Source organism: Brevundimonas sp. NPDC055311, from assembly GCF_053645695.1.
The window spans coordinates 669,095-689,536 of sequence record NZ_JBSHMV010000002.1; the positions used below are offsets into that span (position 1 = coordinate 669,095).

24 protein-coding genes and 1 tRNA gene are annotated in these 20,442 nt (G+C 67.8%); 9 read left to right on the top strand and 16 right to left on the bottom strand.

Going from position 1 to position 20,442, the window contains the following annotated elements:
- Positions 1-29 precede the first annotated feature (29 nt).
- Positions 30-449 carry an Hsp20 family protein gene (locus ACWIDZ_RS09005; protein ID WP_313415869.1) on the top strand — a complete coding sequence of 140 codons (420 nt, stop codon included), beginning with the start codon at positions 30-32 and terminating at the stop codon, positions 447-449.
- A 60-nt stretch (positions 450-509) separates the two neighbouring features.
- Positions 510-779 carry a DUF1150 family protein gene (locus ACWIDZ_RS09010; RefSeq protein ID WP_312218280.1) on the top strand — a complete coding sequence of 90 codons (270 nt, stop codon included), beginning with the start codon at positions 510-512 and terminating at the stop codon, positions 777-779.
- 83 nt (positions 780-862) lie between these two features.
- Here the strand turns inward: ACWIDZ_RS09010 and ACWIDZ_RS09015 are convergent, their stop codons facing one another.
- The 11 genes from ACWIDZ_RS09015 to rplU form a co-directional block, all read right to left on the bottom strand.
- Positions 863-1,327 carry a PTS sugar transporter subunit IIA gene (locus ACWIDZ_RS09015; protein ID WP_453987849.1) on the bottom strand — a complete coding sequence of 155 codons (465 nt, stop codon included), beginning with the start codon at positions 1,325-1,327 and terminating at the stop codon, positions 863-865.
- Positions 1,328-1,404: 77 nt separating this feature from the next.
- On the bottom strand, positions 1,405-2,055 hold the full coding sequence (hpf, locus tag ACWIDZ_RS09020; RefSeq protein WP_291777129.1) for a ribosome hibernation-promoting factor, HPF/YfiA family: 651 nt from the start codon (positions 2,053-2,055) through the stop codon (positions 1,405-1,407).
- A gap of 71 nt (positions 2,056-2,126) precedes the next feature.
- A complete protein-coding gene (gene rpoN, locus ACWIDZ_RS09025; protein ID WP_453987848.1) occupies positions 2,127-3,650 on the bottom strand; it encodes an RNA polymerase factor sigma-54 in 1,524 nt (507 codons plus the stop codon).
- Positions 3,651-3,757: 107 nt separating this feature from the next.
- Complete coding sequence (gene lptB / locus ACWIDZ_RS09030; RefSeq protein ID WP_291777135.1) at positions 3,758-4,555, bottom strand: LPS export ABC transporter ATP-binding protein; 798 nt, start codon at positions 4,553-4,555, stop codon at positions 3,758-3,760.
- Positions 4,556-4,561: 6 nt separating this feature from the next.
- Entirely contained in the window at positions 4,562-5,062 is a 501-nt protein-coding gene (locus tag ACWIDZ_RS09035; RefSeq protein WP_291777138.1) for an LptA/OstA family protein, read from the bottom strand.
- Entirely contained in the window at positions 5,059-5,721 is a 663-nt protein-coding gene (gene lptC / locus ACWIDZ_RS09040; RefSeq protein ID WP_291777142.1) for an LPS export ABC transporter periplasmic protein LptC, read from the bottom strand. The genes ACWIDZ_RS09035 and lptC overlap by 4 nt, the downstream gene beginning before the upstream one ends.
- A gap of 20 nt (positions 5,722-5,741) precedes the next feature.
- Complete coding sequence (locus ACWIDZ_RS09045) at positions 5,742-6,356, bottom strand: ribonuclease D (RefSeq protein WP_453987847.1); 615 nt, start codon at positions 6,354-6,356, stop codon at positions 5,742-5,744.
- A 162-nt stretch (positions 6,357-6,518) separates the two neighbouring features.
- Positions 6,519-6,605 (bottom strand) — tRNA-Leu (locus ACWIDZ_RS09050).
- Between the two features lie 124 nt (positions 6,606-6,729).
- A complete protein-coding gene (locus ACWIDZ_RS09055) occupies positions 6,730-7,263 on the bottom strand; it encodes a GNAT family N-acetyltransferase (protein ID WP_291777148.1) in 534 nt (177 codons plus the stop codon).
- A gap of 177 nt (positions 7,264-7,440) precedes the next feature.
- Positions 7,441-7,725: a 50S ribosomal protein L27 gene (rpmA, locus tag ACWIDZ_RS09060; protein ID WP_040344569.1), complete on the bottom strand. Its 285-nt coding sequence runs from the start codon at positions 7,723-7,725 to the stop codon at positions 7,441-7,443.
- Between the two features lie 97 nt (positions 7,726-7,822).
- Positions 7,823-8,317, bottom strand: coding sequence for a 50S ribosomal protein L21 (gene rplU, locus ACWIDZ_RS09065; RefSeq protein ID WP_291777160.1), 495 nt, complete (start codon positions 8,315-8,317; stop codon positions 7,823-7,825).
- 293 nt (positions 8,318-8,610) lie between these two features.
- Here rplU and ACWIDZ_RS09070 point away from each other — a divergent pair, with 293 nt between their 5' ends.
- From ACWIDZ_RS09070 to ACWIDZ_RS09085, 4 genes are all read left to right on the top strand, one after another.
- Positions 8,611-9,270 carry a hypothetical protein gene (locus ACWIDZ_RS09070; RefSeq protein WP_453987846.1) on the top strand — a complete coding sequence of 220 codons (660 nt, stop codon included), beginning with the start codon at positions 8,611-8,613 and terminating at the stop codon, positions 9,268-9,270.
- A gap of 85 nt (positions 9,271-9,355) precedes the next feature.
- Positions 9,356-10,339, top strand: coding sequence for a cation diffusion facilitator family transporter (locus ACWIDZ_RS09075; protein ID WP_453987845.1), 984 nt, complete (start codon positions 9,356-9,358; stop codon positions 10,337-10,339).
- 49 nt (positions 10,340-10,388) lie between these two features.
- Positions 10,389-11,468: a CobW family GTP-binding protein gene (locus ACWIDZ_RS09080; protein ID WP_453987844.1), complete on the top strand. Its 1,080-nt coding sequence runs from the start codon at positions 10,389-10,391 to the stop codon at positions 11,466-11,468.
- Positions 11,465-11,662, top strand: coding sequence for a DUF2093 domain-containing protein (locus ACWIDZ_RS09085; protein ID WP_453987843.1), 198 nt, complete (start codon positions 11,465-11,467; stop codon positions 11,660-11,662). The genes ACWIDZ_RS09080 and ACWIDZ_RS09085 overlap by 4 nt, the downstream gene beginning before the upstream one ends.
- A gap of 193 nt (positions 11,663-11,855) precedes the next feature.
- Here the strand turns inward: ACWIDZ_RS09085 and ACWIDZ_RS09090 are convergent, their stop codons facing one another.
- Entirely contained in the window at positions 11,856-12,554 is a 699-nt protein-coding gene (locus tag ACWIDZ_RS09090) for an alpha/beta fold hydrolase (RefSeq protein ID WP_453987842.1), read from the bottom strand.
- A gap of 85 nt (positions 12,555-12,639) precedes the next feature.
- Between ACWIDZ_RS09090 and ACWIDZ_RS09095 the strand changes: the two genes are divergently transcribed.
- The 3 genes from ACWIDZ_RS09095 to ACWIDZ_RS09105 all read left to right on the top strand — a co-directional run bounded on the left by ACWIDZ_RS09095 (position 12,640) and on the right by ACWIDZ_RS09105 (position 16,509).
- Entirely contained in the window at positions 12,640-13,605 is a 966-nt protein-coding gene (locus ACWIDZ_RS09095; RefSeq protein ID WP_453987841.1) for a WD40 repeat domain-containing protein, read from the top strand.
- Positions 13,606-13,781: 176 nt separating this feature from the next.
- A complete protein-coding gene (gene mtgA, locus ACWIDZ_RS09100; protein WP_453987840.1) occupies positions 13,782-14,489 on the top strand; it encodes a monofunctional biosynthetic peptidoglycan transglycosylase in 708 nt (235 codons plus the stop codon).
- A 124-nt stretch (positions 14,490-14,613) separates the two neighbouring features.
- Entirely contained in the window at positions 14,614-16,509 is a 1,896-nt protein-coding gene (locus ACWIDZ_RS09105) for a pilus assembly protein TadG-related protein (RefSeq protein ID WP_453987839.1), read from the top strand.
- A gap of 75 nt (positions 16,510-16,584) precedes the next feature.
- Here ACWIDZ_RS09105 and ACWIDZ_RS09110 read toward each other — a convergent pair whose 3' ends face one another.
- The 4 genes from ACWIDZ_RS09110 to ACWIDZ_RS09125 form a co-directional block, all read right to left on the bottom strand.
- A complete protein-coding gene (locus tag ACWIDZ_RS09110; RefSeq protein ID WP_453987838.1) occupies positions 16,585-17,607 on the bottom strand; it encodes an isopenicillin N synthase family dioxygenase in 1,023 nt (340 codons plus the stop codon).
- 53 nt (positions 17,608-17,660) lie between these two features.
- Positions 17,661-18,473 (bottom strand): DUF4908 domain-containing protein, encoded by an 813-nt coding sequence (locus ACWIDZ_RS09115; RefSeq protein WP_453987837.1) that lies wholly within the window; start codon positions 18,471-18,473, stop codon positions 17,661-17,663.
- Positions 18,474-18,542: 69 nt separating this feature from the next.
- Positions 18,543-19,268 carry an acetoacetyl-CoA reductase gene (phbB, locus tag ACWIDZ_RS09120; RefSeq protein WP_312218264.1) on the bottom strand — a complete coding sequence of 242 codons (726 nt, stop codon included), beginning with the start codon at positions 19,266-19,268 and terminating at the stop codon, positions 18,543-18,545.
- A gap of 100 nt (positions 19,269-19,368) precedes the next feature.
- The gene (locus ACWIDZ_RS09125; protein ID WP_453987836.1) at positions 19,369-20,439 is read right to left on the bottom strand and encodes an NAD(P)-dependent alcohol dehydrogenase; all 1,071 of its coding nucleotides are present in this window, start codon (positions 20,437-20,439) and stop codon (positions 19,369-19,371) included.
- Between the last annotated feature and the right edge of the window lie 3 nt (positions 20,440-20,442).

The following is a 20,442-nucleotide window of genomic DNA, read 5'->3' on the forward strand; positions in this document are numbered from 1 at the left end:
CGGCCGAGGTCGCTTCGTTAGAGGGCCCCATGACTACGCGCACCCTGCTGTTCGACAGCCCCTTCCTGTTGGGCTTCGATCATACCCGAGCCCTGATCGACCGGGCCGCCAAGGCGGCGGCCGAATCCTACCCGCCCTATAATGTGGAGCAACTCGGCGACGCCGCCGTGCGCATCACCCTGGCTGTGGCGGGGTTCACGCCGGAGGAGCTGTCCGTCACCGTCGAGGGACGGCAACTGACCATCACCGGCAAACGAGAGGACGCCGGGCGCGACCCTCAAGCCTTTCTGCATCGCGGCATCGCGGCGCGGGGCTTTGTCCGCAGCTTCGTCCTGGCCGATGGACTGGAGATCGCGGGCGCCCGGCTGGAGCACGGTCTGCTGCACGTGGACCTGATCCGCCCGGAGCAGGAACGCAGCGTGCGGCGCATTCCCATCACGACGGGCTGAGCCCAGCCGTCGAACCGCCTGGCTCTGCAGGCGTTCAGTCAAGCGTAAGGAGGCGGTCTTATGACGCCCACCATGAAGATGCCCAATACGAAGATCCCCGACTTCGCCGATTTCGGCGCCCCGGATCTGGTCTATGTGCGCGCGATCCGCGCCTCCGACGTTCTGGCCGACGCTCGCGTCGAGACCGCGTCCGATCTGGAGATCGATCCCGATCAGATTCTCTACGCCGTGCACGGCGCTGACGGCGAACGTCTGGCGGTCATGCTGGATCGCGAAACCGCCTTCGCCGCCGCCGTCGCCCATGACCTGGAGCCGATGTCGGTTCACTAGGCTCGGTTCGGATGGAATCGGTCCGAACTCGGATATTCGCTCCAGGCGGCGGACGTTCGCCCTTCCTGTAAAGGGAAGACCGCTCAGGCGGCGGTCTTCGACACGTCCTTGACGAACAGGGCCCGGATGGCGTCGACCGTCCGCGTCTGACGCAGTTGTTCGCGCAGTTCCGGCGAGCGCAGGGCGCGCGACACGGCCGCCAGGGCGCGCAGGTGTTCGGCCCCGGCCTCCAGCGGCGCGAACAGGGCGAACAGCAGGTCGACCGGACGATCGTCCAGCGACTCATAGGCCACCGGCGTGTCCAGCCGCACGAAGACGGCGCAGACGCGGTCCAGTCCCTGGATGCGGGCGTGCGGCACGGCGACGCCCGAGCCCAGGCCCGTCGAACCCAGGGCCTCGCGCTCCTGAAGCGCCTCGAACGCCTTGTCGGCGTCCATATTGAAGGCGGCGCCGAAGGCTTCGGCCACGGCGTGAAGGGCCTGACGTTTGGATGACGCGCCGCCCCGCAGGACGATCCCGTCCGACGACAGCAAATCAGCGATGTCCATGCTTACCCCGAAAATCGAACCCGACATTGGCGGAAGGGCGAGTGCTCTTTAGCCTCTTCGCCCTTCCTGAGGAAGCCTCAGCCGACGGCTTGCGCCGCCGCGCCCTTGGTCGTGCGTTGCGGATCGATCCAGCCGACGTTGCCGTCGGGCCGGCGATAGACCACGGCCAGGCCGCCGTGGGCGGCGTTGCGGAACATCACCAGCGGATAGCCGGTCATGTCCAGTTCCGCCACGGCGCGTCCTACGGTCAGGGTGCGGATCTCCGACTCGGTCTCGGCGATGACCATGCCCACGGGCGGCGGTTCGCCAGGCAGGCCGGCGTCGCCGAAGGCCTCGTCCTCGACCGTGTCGGGGTCGCGGAAGATGGTCATGGCGGCGACTTCACGCGCGGCGTTCTCGGTCTTCTCGGGCGACAGGCCCTTGGGACCGATATGGTGGTCCTTCAGGCGGCGCTTGTAGCGGCGCACGCGCTTTTCCAGCTTGTCCAGGCTGTCCGAGAAGGCGGCCTGGGCGTCGCCGCCGAAACCCGTCGTCACCAGGGACTGGCCCGAGGCCAGACGCACCCAGCAATCGACCCGGAAGCCGTGTCGATCCTTGGACACCACGACCTCGGCGTCTTGAGCGCCGCGGGCGAAATATTTGCCGACTCCCTCTTCGAGTTCCTGGGAGATGCGCGAGCTTAGCGCTTCGCCGACATCCACTTGCTTGCCGCTGACTTGGATCTTCATGTCCCTAGAACGCGACTGACCGGCTTTGGTGTCAATGGCGATCACCGATTTGTGGTGACGCTTGGTCGCAGTCAGCCGGCTCTCATCAGGCGGCGGCGCTGGATCGACGAGGGAATGCGCAGGGCTTCGCGATATTTCGCCACAGTGCGCCGGGCGATGTCGATTCCCGCCTCGTTCAGGATCTCGACGATGCGGTCGTCGCTCAGCACGTCGCCGTCGCCGGATTCGCCGTCGATCATGGTCTTGATTCTCTGGCGCACGGCCTCGGCCGAGTGGGCCGCGCCGCCGTCGCTGGACTGGATGGCGGCGGTGAAGAAGAACTTCAGCTCGAACACCCCGCGCGGGGTGGCCACGTATTTGTTCGAGGTGACGCGGCTGACCGTCGATTCGTGCATCTCGATGGCTTCGGCCACCGTCTTCAGCGTCAGGGGGCGCAGGAACTCGACGCCGAAGGCCAGGAAGGCGTCCTGCTGGCGCACGATCTCGGAGGCCACCTTCATGATGGTGCGGGCGCGCTGGTCCAGCGACTTGACCAGCCAGCTGGCCTGGGCCGCGCAGTCGGCGACGAAGGTCTTCTCGACGTCCGAACGGGCGCCCGCCGCCACCACGGCGTGATAGCGTTTGTCGACCAGCAGGCGGGGCAGGGTGTCGGTGTTCAGCTCGACCCGCCAGCCGCCGGCCGGATCGGGACGCACATGGACGTCGGGCACGACCGTCTGGGCCGGTTCGCCGCCGAAGCCTGCGCCGGGGCGCGGCGTCAGGGCCTTCAGCTCGGCGATCATCTCGGCCAGATCCTCGCCGTCGACGCCGCAGGCCTTGCGCAGGGCGGTCAGGTCGCGTCGCGCCAGCAGCTCAAGATTGTCCAGCAGGGCGCCCATGGCCGGGTCGAAGCGGTTGCGCTCGATCAACTGCAGCTTCAGGCATTCGGGAATGGAGCGGGCCATGACGCCCGTCGGCTCGAAGCCGTGGCAGACGGCCAGCACCGTCTCGATGCGCGCCGCATCGACGCCCAGCCGTTCGGCGATCTCGTCGAGGTCGGCGCGCAGATAGCCGCCCTCGTCCGTGGCGTCGATCAGGGTCAGGGCGATGGCGTGGTCGGCCGGGCCGAACCCGGCGGCCGAGGCCTGGGCCTGCAGATGCTCCCACAGGGTCTCGTCCCGATGGTCGGGCCGCTCGCGCTCCTCGCCGTCGGCCAGGCCGCCGCCCGAGCCTGCGCGGGACCAGTCGGTCAGGCCGGGCTGGTCGGTCGCCTGGTCGCCCTGTCGGTCGCCGACGCGTTCGCCGGGGGCGGCGTCGCCGTAGAGGTCGTCGGCGCCGGCGTCCAGGGTCTGGGCGTGGGCGTCCGAGCCTTCGACGAAGCGCAGTTCGCCCTCGTCGCCGCCGTCGGCGGTTGCGGCGTCCTGGGAAGCCTCGGGCGCGGTGTCGACGCCGGGTTCGCCCTCGTCCCGTTGCAGCAGGGGATTGCGCTCCAGCTCGCCCTCGACGAAGGCCTCCAGCTCAAGGTTCGACAGTTGCAGCAGCTTGATCGCCTGCTGCAGCTGGGGCGTGATGACCAGCCCCTGCCCCTGTCTGACCTCCAGCCTCTGCCCGATCACGTCGTTCCACCCCGCACGCAGGCGCTGTTGGCCCGCTTCTTGCTGGGATCATGATCCGAAGCTGTTAACGTCAGGCGAACGGCGCTTTCGTCGTGCGCCTTTCGACGTCAGGCGTACATCTCGCCCAGGTAGACGCGGCGCACCTCGGCGTCGGCCACCGCCTCGTCGGCCGTGCCCTCGAACAGGACGGAGCCGGACGAGATGATCGAGACGCGGTCGATGATGTCCAGCGTCTCGCGCACATTGTGGTCGGTGATCAGCACGCCGATGCCCTGGCCCGACAGATAGCGGATCACCTGGCGGATGTCGGCGATCGCCAGCGGATCGATGCCGGCGAAGGGTTCGTCCAGCAGCATGAAGCTGGGCCGGGCGGCCAGGGCGCGGGCGATCTCGACGCGCCGGCGCTCGCCGCCGGACAGGCCGGTGGCCGGGGCGTGGCGCAGATGGTCGATGCGCAGCTCCTCCAGCAGGCGGGTGGTCTCGTCCCGCACGCCGGCGGCCGTCGTCTCGCGCAGTTCGACCACGGCCTTGACGTTCTGCTCGACCGTCATGCCGCGGAAGATGGAGGCTTCCTGCGCCAGATAGCCCAGGCCCATGCGCGCGCGCTGGTACATGGGCTGTTGGGTGATGTCCTCATTGTCCAGCCAGATCGAGCCGCTGTCGGCGGGGATCAGGCCGGTGATCATGTAGAAGCAGGTCGTCTTGCCCGCCCCGTTGGGACCCAGCAGGCCGCAGACCTCGCCGCGCTGGACGTTCAGGGAGACGTCGCGCACCACCTGACGCTGGCCGAAGCTGCGGGCGATGTGCTCGACGCGCAGCCCGGTGGGACGCGCCTCCTCAAGCGCCGTCGTCTCTGCGGCGGCGGGGGCGTCCCGGTTGAGGGCGGAGAGTTCCTTGCGCGCCACGCGGGGTCAGTTCCCTTGCGGATAGAAGACGCCCTGGACGCGGCCGTTGGCGCCCCCGCCCTCGATGCGGGCCGTCTCGGTGCGGACGTTGTAGACGAGGCGGTTGCCGGTCAGGACGCTCTTGCCCTGGGTCAGGATCACGTCGCCGGTCACCACGACGTTGCCGTCGTTCAGCGTATAGACGGCGCGGTCGCCCTTCATGCTCTGGTCCGGGGTGACGAAGTAGACGCCGCCGCTCGCCTCGATGCGGGTCAGGTCGCCGTTGGCGGTGAAGCCGCGGATGGCGTCCGCGCGCAGGCGGTTCGAGCCTTGCGTCACCTCGGCCCGGCCCCGCAGGGAGAAGCCGTCGGGCGTGTATTCGCCGGCGTCGGCGCCGTACTGGACCGGCTGGCGGCTGGCGTCGGCGCGGTTGGCTGATGCGTTCTGGGCGCCCGAAACGGCGGGCAGGGCCAGGGCGGTCAGCAGGGCGACGCCCGCGAGCGTCAGTTTGGACTTGGACATGTTCATCTGTCGGCTCCGGCGGGATTGATGGTCCCGCGCACCTTGTTTTCGCCCTGGCCGTTGAAGACGACCCGCTGGCCCTGATCATAGATCGCATAAGACGAAGCATCGATGCTTCCAAGGGGGCCGCGACCCTGCACCCCCTTGTCGCCGGTGACGACGCCGGTGTCCGTGTCGACCACGGCTTCCGGCGTGGTCAGCTCCCAGCCCGTGCCGCCGTCGGAAATCTTGACGTTCGGGCCGATGACGACCTTGCGCTGCGTCTCGATATAGGTGCCGCCGTCGGCGCTCAGCTCCGTCGTCTTTCGCGCGCCCAGGTTCAACCGCAGCAGGGGGCCGATCAGGCGGAAATGGCCGGTCGCCGGGTCGCGCACCGCGCCCTGGGCGCCGATGACGAAGGAGCGCCCCTGCGCGTCCTGGCCGTGGAACATGGGGTTGTCCAGGCGGATCTCGCGGCTCTCGCTGGCCTTGCGCTCCACCCCCGACATGACGGTGCGGAACACGGTCCAGGTCAGGGCGCCCCCCGCCAGCATCAGGATGACGATGGGCAGGACGCGCCGATACAGCTTCACCCGTCGCGAGCGCGTGCGCCAGCGTTCGCCGGCGCGGGCGACGCGCGCCTCGTCGGCGCGCTTCTGCTCGTCCTGGGCGTGCTGTTCGCTCATCGGCGTTTCAGGTCCGTCCTTCAGGCGTGGGCGAAGATGTCGATCTCGTCCCAACCGGCCAGGTCGAGGCGCGAACGCATGGGCAGGAAGTCGAAGCAGGCCTGGGCCAGCTCCATGCGGCCCTCGCGGACCAGCATCTCGTTCAGCCGGTCCTTGATGACGTGCAGGTAGAGAACGTCCGAGGCGGCGTAGTCCATCTGCGCCTGGCTCAGTTCGGCCGCCCCCCAGTCCGAGCTCTGCTGCGCCTTGGACATGTCGACCCCGGCCAGTTCGCGCGCCACGTCCTTCAGGCCGTGCCGGTCGGTATAGGTGCGCGCCAGCTTGGACGCGATCTTGGTGCAGTAGACCGGCCGCGTCTCGACGCCCAGGTGCAGTTCGAACATGCCGATGTCGAAGCGGCCGAAGTGGAAGATCTTCAGCACCTTCGGATCGGTCAGCAGCCGCTTCAGGTTGGGGCAGTCATAGGCGGGGCGGTTCAGGCGCACGACGTGGGCGTTCCCGTCGCCGGACGACAGCTGCACCACGCACAGCGGGTCGCGACGGAAGCGCAGGCCCATCGTCTCGGAATCGATCGCAACCTCCAGGCCCAGGTCGAGGCCGTCGGGCAGGTCGCCCTCGTGGAAATAAACCGTCATGCGCGCAAAACTCGTCAGTCGTTCAGGCCGTAACATAGACGAACCGCGCGCTATCGCCAGAACGCAGGCTCGACCTTTGCTATCGCGGCGCAGGGAAGGGGAGGTCGGGGCCGAAATGACAAACGGCGCCGCATCCTATCGGATACAGCGCCGCTTGAGAAATGGTGCCCAGGAGAAGACTCGAACTTCCACGACCGTTAAGCCACTGGCACCTGAAGCCAGCGCGTCTACCAATTCCGCCACCTGGGCCCGGTGGGTCACCCCGCCGAGGCGCGGACTAATAGGGGGGACCCTCGGGGCGGTCAACAGCCTTTTTCCGCTTTCGTGAAAAAACTGCGTCGCTGACCGAAAGCCCCGCGATTTCCGCACCCTATCAGGCCAGCCAGACCATCATCCGCGTATCGGCGCTTTCGCCCCGGGCGCGGCTGAAGGCCGGACGGGTCTCGCCGGTGTAGAGGAAGCCCGCCTTCTCCAGCACCCGGCCCGAGGCGGGGTTGTCAGAGAAGTGGCCGGCCATCAGGGCGCGGCGCTTCCACCGCGTCGAGGCCCAGACCAGGGCGCCTTGCAGCGCCTCGGTCGCATAGCCGCGACCCCAGAACTCCCGTCCGATCCAATAGCCCGCTTCGGGCACGGCGTCGGCGTCGTGGAACATGCCGATGACGCCCACCGGGCCGTGATCCTCATGCTCGATCAGGAAGGTGTTGGCCTTCTTCGGGTCCTGGGACGCCACCTGCAGCACGAAGTCCTCGGCGTGGTCGACGCCGAAGGGGTGGGGCATCCGCTTGGTCATGCGGGCGATGTCATGGTCATTGGCCAGGGTCGCGATCCGCGACACGTCCTGGGCGCCGGGGGCGCGCAGCAGCAGGCGCCGCGTCTCGACGACGGGAGAGGTTTCGATCACGCACATGGTTCGGCCTCGATGTCTTCGGCGCCGCCTCCTTGGAGGGCTCGGGCGGCTTCGAGGCGGGGAAACGCAAACGGGGAGCCTGGTGATCCAGACTCCCCGCGGAAAATTTTCCCTTGGTCCGGATCGGGCTGCTGTCGAGAGCAACGCGATCCGGGGAAATACTGTCCTGGCTTCGCGTTACTCGGCGGCCATCGCCTGGGCGTCGTCGTTGGCCGGGAGAATCGACACGTAACAACGGCCGCCACGTTTGGTGGTGAACTGCACCGCGCCGGTCGCCGTGGCGAACAGGGTGTGGTCGCGGCCCAGGCCGACGTTGGCGCCCGGGTGGAATTTGGTGCCGCGCTGACGCACGAGGATGTTGCCGGCCAGCACGCGCTCGCCGCCGAACTTCTTCACGCCAAGGCGCTTCGACTCGGAGTCGCGACCGTTACGCGACGAACCGCCGGATTTCTTGTGAGCCATCTTGCTGCTCCTCTTCTTGGGGCGCTATCGGCCATTCGGCCGGCTTGAGCGCACCCTCACGATCTGGACTGGCGCTGATCCAGCGCCGGTGAAACTCTTAGGCTTCGGCGCCTTCGGCGGCGTCAGCCTTCTTGGCGGCGGCCTTCTTGGCCGGAGCCTTCTTGGCCTTCGGAGCCTCGGCTTCGACAGCCTCGACGCGCGGGGCCAGGCCACGGGCGCGGGCGTTGATTTCCGCCTTGGTGATCAGCTCGACCTTGCCGTCCCACTTGGCCTTCTCGCCGGCGCCTTCGATGCCGGTGATGCGCAGGACCGATTCCATCTGGCGATGGCCGTTCGTGCGGCGATAGCCCTGACGACGGATCTTCTTGAAGATCTTGATCTTCTCGCCCTTGCGGGTCTCGATCAGCGTGGCTGCGACAGCGGCGCCGTCGATCAGCGGAGCGCCGACCGTAACACCCTTGTCGCCGCCCAGCATGAGGACTTCACCGAAATTGACGGCAGCGCCAGCGTCGCCGTCGATCTTCTCGACAACAATCACATCGCCCGGTTGAACCCGGTACTGCTTTCCGCCGGTCTTGATCACCGCGTACATTAGGAAGCCTCAGCGTGAACGCAAAAATGGATGCGCCCGCCAGGAGACCCTGCGGGCGAAGAGCGGCGACATATACGGATGGTCACGGAAGAGTCAACGTGAAACGGACGCCTGCCGGGCCAAAACCCGCATGAAACCGGTTCCTGGCGGACTCTGTGGCCGGATCGCACGGACCACGCAAGCCGATAGGCGCGCATGGGGGCATATATAGAGAGCGCGGCGTGACGCCGCGCATGAAGATTCTTCGCCGATTCTTCTCGACTGTTATAAGATAACATTCTAAGGGAGCGGCCATGTCTTCTCCCGATCTCGCCGAGCCGGTGCTGCTGTCGCTTCTGGGCGGCGGCTTCGTCGCGGCCTTCCTGCACGCGGCCTTGCCGACCCACTGGCTGCCTTTCGTCCTCGTCGGCCGCGCCCAGCGCTGGAGCGTGGCGCGGGTGATGACGGCCGTGATCACGGCCGGTCTGGCGCATATCGTGTCGACCGCCGTGGTCGGCTCGCTGATCGTGGCGGCCGGTCTGGCGCTGAACCGCTGGGTGGAGGGGCTGCTGCCCCACCTGTCGGCGGCCCTTTTGTTCCTGTTCGGCGCCTTCTACCTGGCCAGGGCCTCGCTGAGGCGCCCGGCGACCGCAGGCGGGCCCGCGACCGAACTGGCCGAGCCGGCGGTGTCGGATCGCGCCGCCTTCTGGGGCTTGGTGCTGATGATGGCCGTGACGCCGGGCGAGGTGCTGCTGCCCATCTATCTGTCTTCGGCGACCGAGGGCGTGGGGGCGCTGGCCCTTCTGACTCTCGCCTTCACGGCCGGGACGGTGCTGGGCATGACCCTGCTGGCGGCCCTGGCGACCGCAGGCTACTCCATCCTGCGGCTGGAGCGGTGGGCGCGCTACGAGGGAGCCATCCTGGGCGGAGCCCTGATCCTGATCGGCTTCCTGGTGCTGACGCACCAGCACTGAGTTTCGATAGGTTATATATTTACATTCAAAGACTTATCCTGGCGGGTCTTGACCTTCCCGCGAGGGAGGATCTAGCTGAACGGACATGGCGCACGATCACGCACACGGCCATGACGGCCACGATCATCACGATCATTCCCACAGCCATGCTCACGGGCATTCGCACGGCCATTCCCATGGTCTGGGCGGGCATCATCACCATCATGGCCCGACCGACACGGGCGACTGGCGCTACGCCGTCGGCCTGATCGTCAACCTGGCCTTTGTCGCCGCCGAGTTCACCGCCGGCTTCATCGCCGATTCCACCGCCCTGATGGCGGATGCGGGCCACAATCTGTCGGATGTGCTGGGCCTGGCCATGGCGGGCGGGGCGGCTTGGCTGGCGCGGCGCGCGGCGGGGCCGAAGCGCACCTACGGCTATGGCAAGGCGACGGTCCTGGCGGCCCTGGGCAACGCCCTTCTGCTGATCTTCGCCTGTGGCGCCATCGCCTTCGAGGCGGTGCGCCGCCTGGCCGAGCCCGCGCCGGTGGCCTCGGGCGTCATTATCGCCGTGGCGGGGATCGGCTTCGTCATCAACCTGGGCACCGCCCTGCTGTTCATGAAGGACCAGCACAAGGACCTGAACGTGCGCGGCGCCTATCTGCACATGATGGCCGACGCCGCCGTGTCGCTGGGCGTGGTGATCGCCGGGGCGGTCATCCTGTTGACCGGCTGGTCGATGATCGACGGGATCGTCAGCCTGCTCATCGTCGCCGTCATCATGATCGGCACCTGGGGCCTGCTGAAGGATTCGGTGAACCTTGCGCTGGACGCCGCGCCGAACGGCCTGGACGTGGGCGAGATTCGCGCCGCCTTCCTGGCCCTGCCGGGGGTGACGGCGGTGCACGACCTGCACGTCTGGGGCCTGTCGACCACGGACGCGGCCCTGACCGCCCATATCGTCCACCAGCGTCCCGACGGCGACGCCCTTCTGGCCGAGGCGCAAGGCCTGGCGCGCGGTCGATTCGACATCAGCCACACGACCCTTCAGCTGGAAACGGCGGTCCTGCCGGATTGTCCGACCTGCTGAGCGGTTTCGCCCCTTCCCAAGGCGGCTCTCAGCCGCCATCTAGCGAGCCATGACCCAGAAGACTCCCGTGACCGTCCTCACCGGCTACCTCGGCGCCGGCAAGACCACCCTGCTGAACCGCATCCTCACCGAGGACCACGGCAAGCGCTACGCCGTCATCGTCAATGAGTTCGGCGAGATCGGCATCGACAACGACCTGGTGGTCGGCGCCGACGAGGACGTGTTCGAGATGAACAACGGCTGCGTCTGCTGTACGGTGCGCGGCGACCTGATCCGCGTGGTCAACGGCCTGATGAAGCGCCAGCGCCCCGGCAAGCCCGCCTTCGACGCCATCATCGTCGAGACGACCGGCCTGGCCGACCCCGGCCCGGTGGCCCAGACCTTCTTCGTCGACGACGAGGTCAAGGCCAAGACCCAGCTGGACAGCGTGACGGCCCTGGTCGACGCCAAACACGTCATGGCGCGTCTGGACGACTCCAAGGAGGCGCGCGAGCAGGTCGCCTTCGCCGACCGCATCATCCTGAACAAGATCGATCTGGTGGACGAGGCCGCTCTGGCTGACGTCGAGGCCCGGCTGCGCGCGCTGAACCCGCTGGCCCCCATCGTCCGCGCCGAACGCTCGAACGTGCCGCTGGATCAGGTGCTGGGCCTGCACGCCTTCGACCTGGACCGCATCCTTGAGGTCAAGCCGGACTTCGTGAACCCGCCTCACGGCGCCGAGGGCCACGTCCACGACGAGCATTGCGGCCATGATCACCACCACCATGACCACGCGCACGATCATGACCATCACGATGGGCATGACCACGGCCCGCGCGGCCACGCGCACAATGACGACATCAAGGGGATTTCCCTGACGCTGGATCGCCCGCTGGACGGCGCCCGTTTCACGGCGTGGCTGGACAAGCTTCTGGGCGAGCAGGGCCAGAACATCCTGCGCGCCAAGGGCATCATCGACGTGGCCGGCGAGGATCGCCGTCTGGTCTTCCAGGCCGTTCACATGATCCTCGAAGGCGACCTTCAGAAGCCCTGGGGCGAAAAGGAGCGCCGCTGGAGCCGCGCCGTCTTCATCGGCCGCGACCTGGACGAAGCCGCCCTGAAGGCCGGGTTCGAGGCCTGCGCGGCATGACGGGGCGTGTGGAGGCCAGACTGATCTACGGCACGCCCGATTTCGAGGTCCTGCAGCGCGGCGACTTCGTCCGCTGCGCCGTCTCGGGCGCCCCGATCCCGCTGGAGGCCCTCAACTACTGGAGCGTCGAGCTTCAGGAGGCCTATGCGTCCGGCGAACTGATGACGAAGCGCTGGGTCGAGACGCACCGCTAACACCCTCTCCCGGCGGGAGAGGGCTTGAGCGCACGAGAGGGGAGCGATCGTTCTTGCGCGAAAGGGTGAGGGGCTTGTCCTGTCCGTCGGCGTAAGCCGTCGCGCCGCGGCCTTCGGCCGACTTCGCCCGCGAACCCTCACCCTTTCGGCTTGCGGATCGCCTTTGGCTCTCCGAGTCTCAAGCCCTCTCCCGTCAGGAGAGGGTTTTCAGCCATTCCGTTATCACCCGCGCCAGCGCCTTCGGCTGTTCCAGCGGGATCATGTGGCCGGTGTGCGTCACCGTCTCCAGCGTCGAACCTGCGATCCCGCGGTGCAACTCTTCCGCCTCCTCAGCGCTGCGCAGCCGATCCGTATCCGCCGCCACGATCAGCGTCGGCTGAGGGATATCTCCCAACCGGTCCAGATCGCCCGCCCGCGCCATCGCCGACTGGCGGTGAAACACCTCGCCGCCCAGTCGCAGGCCCATGTCGCGCACCCGCGCGATCATCGCCTCGTCGTCCGCCAGATCGGGGTGCAGGGACGAGACGATGGCCGGACGGCTCAACCCCTTGAAGGCCTTCGGCGGCGCCTTCAACGACGAACGCCGCTGGCGGATCAACTCCTCCGTATCCCCGCGCGCCGAGGTGGCGATCAGGATCAGGGCCTCCACCCGCTGCGGCGCGATCCGCGCCAGTTCGCGCGCCACATAGCCGCCCATCGAGAAGCCCACGGCGACGAACCGTTCCGGCGCGTCGCTCAGGATGGCCGCCGCCATGCTCTCGATATCCTCACCCCGGCTGAGGTCGGTGGCGACCAGCGGCCCGAACGGGGCCAGATCGTCGGTCATTTCGTCTTTCAGGGCGTCCCACAGGGTCGCATCGGCCATGAAGCCGGGAATGAGCAGCAGGGTCATGGCCCCCTCATAGACCCGCCACGCGACAGACGCGACGGGGGAGGTTATGAGGCCCCTCTGACTTTCTTTGCGTGTGCGAGCCGACATGACGACCTTCTCCTTCGACGCCCAGGTCACCGCCGCCCTGTTCGACAAGACCGGCGCGATCTTCGCCCTGGGCGACGGCTCGGTGCGGTTCGAGAGCGGCGCCCGCAGCGAGGTCCATGACGGCGCCGTCCTGTGCGCCTGCGTCCACCCCTCGGGCGAGGGCGTCGTCACCGGCGGCGACGACGGCAAGCTGGTCTGGAGCCGCGAAGGCGAGGCCGTCCTGCTGGCCCAGACCAAGGGCCAATGGATCGACGCCGTCGCCGCCTCGGCCGAGTCGGGCCTGATCGCCTTCTCCTCGGGCCGCACCCTGAGCGTGCTGGACGTCAAGGATCCGCACTTCCGCCGCGACTTCCAGCACGAGCGCACCGTCTCGGGCGTGGCGTTCGATCCCAAGGGCCGCCGCATCGCCGCCTCGACCTATGGCGGCGCCTGGCTGTGGTACGCCCGCATCGAGCAGCAGCAGCCGACGAAGCTGGCCTGGGCCGGGTCGCATCTGGCGGTCGGCTTCTCGACCGACGGCGCCTATGTCGTCACCTCCATGCAGGACAATCAGCTGCACGGCTGGCGGCTGAAGGATCAGAAGAACATGCGGATGGGCGGCTATCCGTCCAAGATCAAGAGCTTCGCCTTCATGGCCAAGGGGCAGCTTCTGGCCACCTCGGGCGCGCAGGGCGTGGTGCTGTGGCCCTTCGTCGGCTCCAACGGGCCGATGGGCCGCGAGGCGACCGAGATCGGCTATGACGAAACGACCCTGATCGCCCAGGTCGCCGCCGCCCCCGCCCACGGCCGTCTGGCGGCGGGGCTGGAAGACGGGCGCGTCTGGTGGGCCGATCCGGCCGGGCGCGGCCTTCAGTTCGTCAAGCAGGACAAGGGCGCCCCCATCACCGCTCTGGCCATGAGTTCCGGCGCCGCTCGCATCGCCTGGGCCGACGAGGACGGCCACGCGGGCGTGGCCTCGCTCTGATCCGTATCCCTCCATGCCGTCATCCTCGGGCTTGACCCGAGGATCCAGCCCCTCGACGGTTCTGCGATCCTCGTTCAGGCGCCGGCGCTCCTGGATTCTCGGGTCAAGCCCGAGAATGACGGCGGTTTGGCAAGCGTCGCCGTGATTTCTCAACCTTCCTGAGTCATCCTCACCCCATGACCCGCGCAAAGGGCCGCAGGCGGCGGCCGATCCTGACCCTGCTCGTGATCCTGGCCCTGTTCCCGCTGGCCGGGGTGGCGGTGCATCGCTTCCTGCCGCCTCTCGCCACGATCCTGATGGTCAAACAGGCGGCGGCCGGGCACGGCATGGACTATCGCTGGCGCTCGCTGGACCACATCTCGCCGCGTCTGGTCGAGGCGGTGATCGCCGCCGAGGACGCCCGTTTCTGCCAGCACCACGGCTTCGACGTCGAGGCCATCCAGAAGGCGATGGAGGCCAACGAACGCGCTGAGCAGCGCGGCTCGGACAAGAGGCGCGGCGCCTCGACCATCAGCCAGCAGACCGCCAAGAACGTCTTCCTGTGGCCCAGCCGCGACTGGGTCAGGAAGGGGCTGGAGGTCGGCTACACCGGCCTGATCGAGATCGGCTGGGGCAAGCGGCGGATCATGGAGATGTATCTGAACGTCGCCGAATGGGCGCCGGGCGTCTATGGCGCCGAGGCCGCCTCGCGCCACTGGTTCGACAAGAGCGCCGACAAACTGACCGCGCAGGAGGCCGCCCGCCTGGCCGCCATCCTGCCCAGCCCGCGCCGTTACAACGCCGCCGCGCCCGGCCCCTATGTCCGTCGCCGGGCGGCCCGCATTCAGGCCGCGATGGGTACTGTGCGCCAACAGGGGCTGGACGCCTGCGTCGACCGCCGCTGAGGGCGCAGATTTCGCAACCCGCTGTTAACCGTGAGCTTGGGGCCAAGCCTTAACGGACCCGCGTCATGCTGGGGACGACGGCGGACCCAGCGTCCGCGCCAGGGCAGCCGGGGGTGGCGACACGATGGACCGATTGACATGCGCCCGCGCCGCCGCCGGGCTGAAGCGACTGACCTCGCGCTTTCTGCGCCAGACCCAGGGCAATGTGGCGATGATGTTCGCCCTGGCCCTGCCGGTGCTGCTGATGATCACCCTGGGCGCCATCGACATCCACCAGGCCTCCAAGGTGAAGGCCCAGCTTCAGGACGCGCTGGACGCCGCCGCCCTGGCCGCCGCCCGTTCGACCTTCACGGACGACGTCAACATCAACAAGGTCGGCCTGGCGGCGCTCAAGGCCAACATGCCCGGCTATTTCGGCGAGACCTCGGGCGACACGGCCAACTTCGTCCTGCTCAACAACCGCGTCACCGGCGACGCCAGGGTCAACGTCAAGGTTCTGGTCGCCAACATCGTCCTGCCCCCCTACGGCAAGCTGCTGGACGACTACCTCCCGGTCAGCACCCGCTCCGAAGTCCTGCGCGCGTCGCGCAACGTCGAGGTGGCCATGGTGCTGGACACCACGGGATCGATGAGCGGCAGCATCGGCGACCTGCGCGAAGCGGCCAAGGAATTGGTCAAGATCGTCGTGCAGGACCAGCAGTCGCCCTTCTATTCCCGCGCGGCCGTGGCCCCCTACGACTGGGCGGTGAAGCTGGACGCCAGCGCCACCCTGCCGGGGACGCTGGCCAAGGCGGCTCGCGGCGACCTGCGCGGTCCGACCGACATCAACGCCGTCGGCTATTTGGAAAGGGCGCTGGATATAACGTCCGTCAGCCGCGCTCGCCCTGCAGTGGTGACGGTGAGCAACCACGGCCTGCAGTCGGGCCAGGGGGTGTTGATCACGGGGGTCAACAACACCACCGACCTCAACGACAACACCTACAAGATCACCCGTATCGATCAGAACCGCTTCAGCCTCGACGGCTCCGATACTCGCTCGGCTTCCAGAGCCGCGACCAGGGGCGCGGTGCAACCATGCATCGTGGGGGATTGCTCCCTGGTGGTGACCTCGACTCGCCATGGCCTGTCAGACGATGAATACGTCTATATTGAAGGCGTCAGTGGCCTGGGTCGCCGTACGAGCAGCGTTCCGAACGTCAACGGCAACCACGTCCGGGTCAAAGTCTTGGACGCAGATAGGTTCTCCCTCCCCGGTCTGTATGGCCCCAGCTACAGAGATTACGGCAGCGGCGGACAGGCATACTGCGCCAGCCGCGGCTGCCACTATTTCGTGTTCCGGAACGCGTCGAACACCTATTCACGCCTGCCGGCGACCAATTGCGTGAGCGAGCGGACCGGCGAGGATGCTTACAAGGATACTGCGCCCGGCGTGGCTCCTGTGGGGCGGGTCTATGCGACCAACTGCAACTCGCAGCCGATCCTGCCGTTGACCAGCGTTCGCGGGGATCTCGAAGACCGTATCAATTCGCTCGGGGCTGCGGGCAACACCGCCGGACAGATCGGCATCGCCTGGGGCTGGTATCTGGTGTCGCCCACTTTCGGGTCGATCTTCACGGGCGACGGCCAGCCGGCTCCCTATGATATGTCCAGGACTCTCAAGGCCGTGGTCCTGATGACGGACGGTGAGTTCAATGCGCCTTATTGTGAGGACGTCGCCGCCAATACGGGCGGGCGTTCGACAAGCCGCATCTATTGCGCGGCCACCAACGGGGACCCCTTCCAGCAGTCGGTGAAGCTGTGCGAAGGGATGAAGGCTCAGAACATCGTCGTTTACACGGTGGGCTTCAACCTTGGGAACGCCACAGGACGAGTCGGCGTCGTCGATACCGCCCTGGACGTCATGCGCGCCTGCGCCACAAACGAAGACACCCATTTCTTCAAGGCCGACAGCGGCACGGATCTGCGTGACGCCTTTCGCGCCATCGGCCGCGACATCACCCGCCTGCGCATCGCCCGCTGACGCCGGCGTCGCCGCAAGCAAAAGGGCCGGCGGATCGCTCCGTCGGCCCTTCATGCTTTCAGCCGTCCCGCCCGGTCAGATCAGGCGGATCTCCTTCAGACGTTCGGTCAGGAAATCCTCGGCCAGGATGGTCTTGCCCGCATAGCGGTCCGGGTTCTCCGCCGTGATCGTCGACGGCAGGGTCTCGATCGGGAAGTCCGGGTTGAAGTGCAGGAAGAAGGGCGTCGAATAGCGGGCGAAGCCGCGACGCTCGGGCGCCGGATTGACCACGCGGTGCGTCGTCGACGGCAGGACGTGGTTGACCAGCCGCTGCAGCATGTCGCCGATGTTGACCACCAGGGCGCCCGGCGGCGGGGCGATGTCCAGCCATTCGCCGTCCGAGTCCTTCAGCTGCAGCCCGGCCTCCTCGGCGCCCAGCAGCAGGGTGATGACGTTGATGTCCTCATGGGCGCCCGCGCGCACGCCCTCGGCGTCGGCCGGGATCGGCGGATAGTGCAGCAGGCGCAGCACGCTGTTGCCCAGCTGGACCTTGTCCTCGAAATAGGCGTCGTCGAGCTTCAGATAGCGGGCGATGGCCTTCAGGATGCGGCGGCCCAGCGTGTCCAGACCGTCGTACAGGCCGTAGACGTGCCGCTGAAAGCCCGCGACCTCGGTCGGCCAGACGTTGTCGCGCATGTATCGGCGATAGGGGTGGCCCTCGGGCAGTTCGCGGCCCGTGTGCCAGAACTCCTTCAGATCGACGGCCTTGGCGCCCTTGGCCGCCTCGACGCCGAACGGCGTCAGGCCGCGCGCGCCGCCGGTGCCGGGCTGGTGATACTGGCGCTTCACGTCCTCGGGCAGGGCGAAGAAGGTCTTGGCGTCGGTCACGGCGGCGTCGATCAGGCCCTGGTCCAGGCCGTGGTCGGCGATGACGGCGAAGCCGTAGCGGGCGAACGAGGCGCCCAGGGCGTCGGCGAAGGCCTGGAAGTCGGCGTCATAGCCCTTCATCGACACCGGAACGATGGCGCGGGTCCTGGCCTTGTCCTCGGCGGAAACGGCGGTGAGGGAAGAGGTCACTGTGAAATCAGCCTCTCTGATGGTGAATATGGCGGCCCTCATACGCCCAATGGGCGCGAAAGGGCAGATGGGGCGGCCTGGGCCTTTGGTCCACGTCAGTCCTGCGGGATGACGGCCCGGATGACGCGCGCCGACGACGGACGACCGGCGATGCCGCGCCGGGGATCGACCACGACGCGCAGGTCGCCGCTGGAATAGGTCACGCTCGCGCGCTGGCCCTCGACCACGGTGATGCTGCGCAGCCGGTCCAGGAAGGGGCGGGCGCTGGGCGAGCGGGCGATGCGGACCACGGCGTCGGTGGTGACGATCAGCGCCTCGATGCACAGGGCCTCGGATTCCTCGCCGAAGACGTTGATGCGGACCAGTCGGCCCATGGCTTCCGAGACCAGGCTGCTGCGCCGGGTCATCAGGTTAAACATCTGCACCGGGCCGAGCGAGGGCGGCTCCAGGCTGACCGGCGGCCCGGCCAGGGAGACCGGCGAGCCGCCGGGCGTGCGCGTCGTATAGACGGTGACGCCGCCGCCGGCGGTGACGCGCAGCACCTGATCGCCCGCGTCGTTCCGATAGATGGTGTCGCCGCGCGGGGCCGAGGACGGACGCAGGGCCCAGGTCTCGGTCGAGCGCTCGAACCGCAACAGGGTCAGCGACCCCGCCCGGTCCAGGATGAAGGCCTGCCCCGCCTCGGAGACATAGCGTCCCGGCGGCGGGGTGGTGCGGGTCACCGACTGGTCACGGATGACGCGGCTCTGTTCAGCCTGGACGTTGGAGCGGGTCTGGGCCTCGGCCCTGACGGCGCCCGCCAGACCCGCGACGGCCATCGCCAGTCCCGTGACGCAGAGCAGGCGCAGGCCGGCGCCCGTCGCGGCGCTGGGCGCGGCGACGGCGAAGAGAGGCGGCTTCTCCGCCACGGCTCCGACCGCAATCCTCATGATTTAAGAGGTGATACGCCCGAACGGCGGATTTTGGGCGAACGCGGCTTATCCAACCAGGTACTGCCCGCCGTTAAGCGACAGGGTGCAGCCTGTGACATATCCGGCACGCTCGCCTGACAGCCAGGACACCATGTCGGCGATCTCCTCGCCCTTGCCCAGGCGGCCGACCGGAATCTGGGCCACGATGCTGTCCAGCACCTTCTGGTCCATGGCGCCGACCATTTCGGTGTCGATATAGCCCGGCGCGATGCAGTTGACGGTCACGCCCTTGCGCGCGTTCTCTAGCGCCAGCGCCTTGGTGAAGCCGATCATCCCGGCCTTGGCGGCTGAATAGTTGGTCTGGCCGATCTGGCCCTTCTGGCCGTTGATCGAGGAGATGTTGACGATGCGGCCGAAGCCCCGGTCGCGCATCCCGTTGATCACCTGGCGCGTCATGTTGAACACGCTGTCCATGTTGACGCGGATCACGTCGGACCACTGGTCCGCGCTCATCTTGTGGAAGAAACCGTCGCGGGTGATGCCCGCATTGTTCACCAGAACGTCGATGGGACCGAACTGCGCCTCGACCTCCTGCACCGCCCGGGCGCAGTCGTCGAAAGAGCCGACGTTGCCCTTCACCACCATGACGCCCAGTTCGCGGGCGGTGGCCTCTGCGGCCTCGGTGTTGCCGGAATAGCCGGCGGCGACCTGCAGCCCGTCTTCCTTCAGTCGTTGAACGATCGCCTTGCCGATGCCCCGGGTGCCCCCGGTGACGAATGCGGTACGCGTCATGACCTCTCCCTGTCCTGTGCGGCGGCCATCGTGGTCGCGACGCCGTCCGCCTCCCTTGCCGACAGCCTTAGCGCGGCTGGAGACGAACGAGAAGACGGGGTTACGCCGTTGCGGTCATGCGGCCCATGTCGATGACGAAGCGGTAGCGCACGTCCGACCGCTCCATCCGTTCATAAGCCTGGTTGATCTGATCGGGGGCGATCACCTCAATATCGCACACGATCCCGTGTTCGCCGCAGAAGTCGAGCATCTCCTGCGTCTCGCGGACGCCGCCGATCAGCGAGCCGGCGATGCGGCGACGCCGCCACAGCAGGGGCATGGCGAAGACCGGCAGCCCCTCCCTCGTCAGCCCCAGCATGACCATGGTCCCGTCGCGCGCCAGCAGATTGACGTGGCTGGCGATCTCATGCGTGGCCGAGACGGTGTTGATGATCAGGTCGAACTGCTCGGCCGCCGCCTTCATGGCCTCGGCGTCTGAGTTGATCAGGAAATGCCGGGCGCCCATCCGCTCGGCGTCGGCCTTCTTGCGGTCCGAGGTCGACAGCACCGTCACCTCGGCGCCCAGGGCGGCGGCCAGCTTGACCGCCATGTGGCCCAGCCCGCCCAGGCCGATCACCGCCACCTTCGACCTCGGCCCCACGCCCCAGGTCTTCAGCGGCGACCAGGTGGTCACGCCTGCGCACAGCAGCGGCGCCGCCGCATCCAGCGGCAGGCTGTCGGGAATCTTCAGCACGAAGGCCTGGTCCACCGTGATGCGGTCGGAATAGCCGCCCTGGGTGATGGTCTGGCCGACGCCGGCGCCCTTGGGATCGCGCGAGCCGTAGGTCTGGGTCATGCCCGGCTCGCAATACTGCTCCAGCCCCTCGCGGCAGGCCGAACAGGTCCGGCAGCTGTCGACCATGCAGCCGACGCCGACGCGGTCGCCTTCCTTGAACCGGGTGACGTTGGCGCCGACCGCCGTCACCACCCCGGCGATCTCATGGCCCGGCACGATGGGATAGCGCGTCCCGCCCAGGTCATTCTTCACCACATGCAGGTCCGAGTGGCAGACGCCGCAATATTTAATCGCGATGGCCACGTCGTTCGGGCCGGGATCGCGGCGCTCGAAGCTGTAGGGGCTCAGCGGCTGGTCGGCGGCGGTCGCGGCGAAGGCGCGCGTGGCGATGGGCATGGA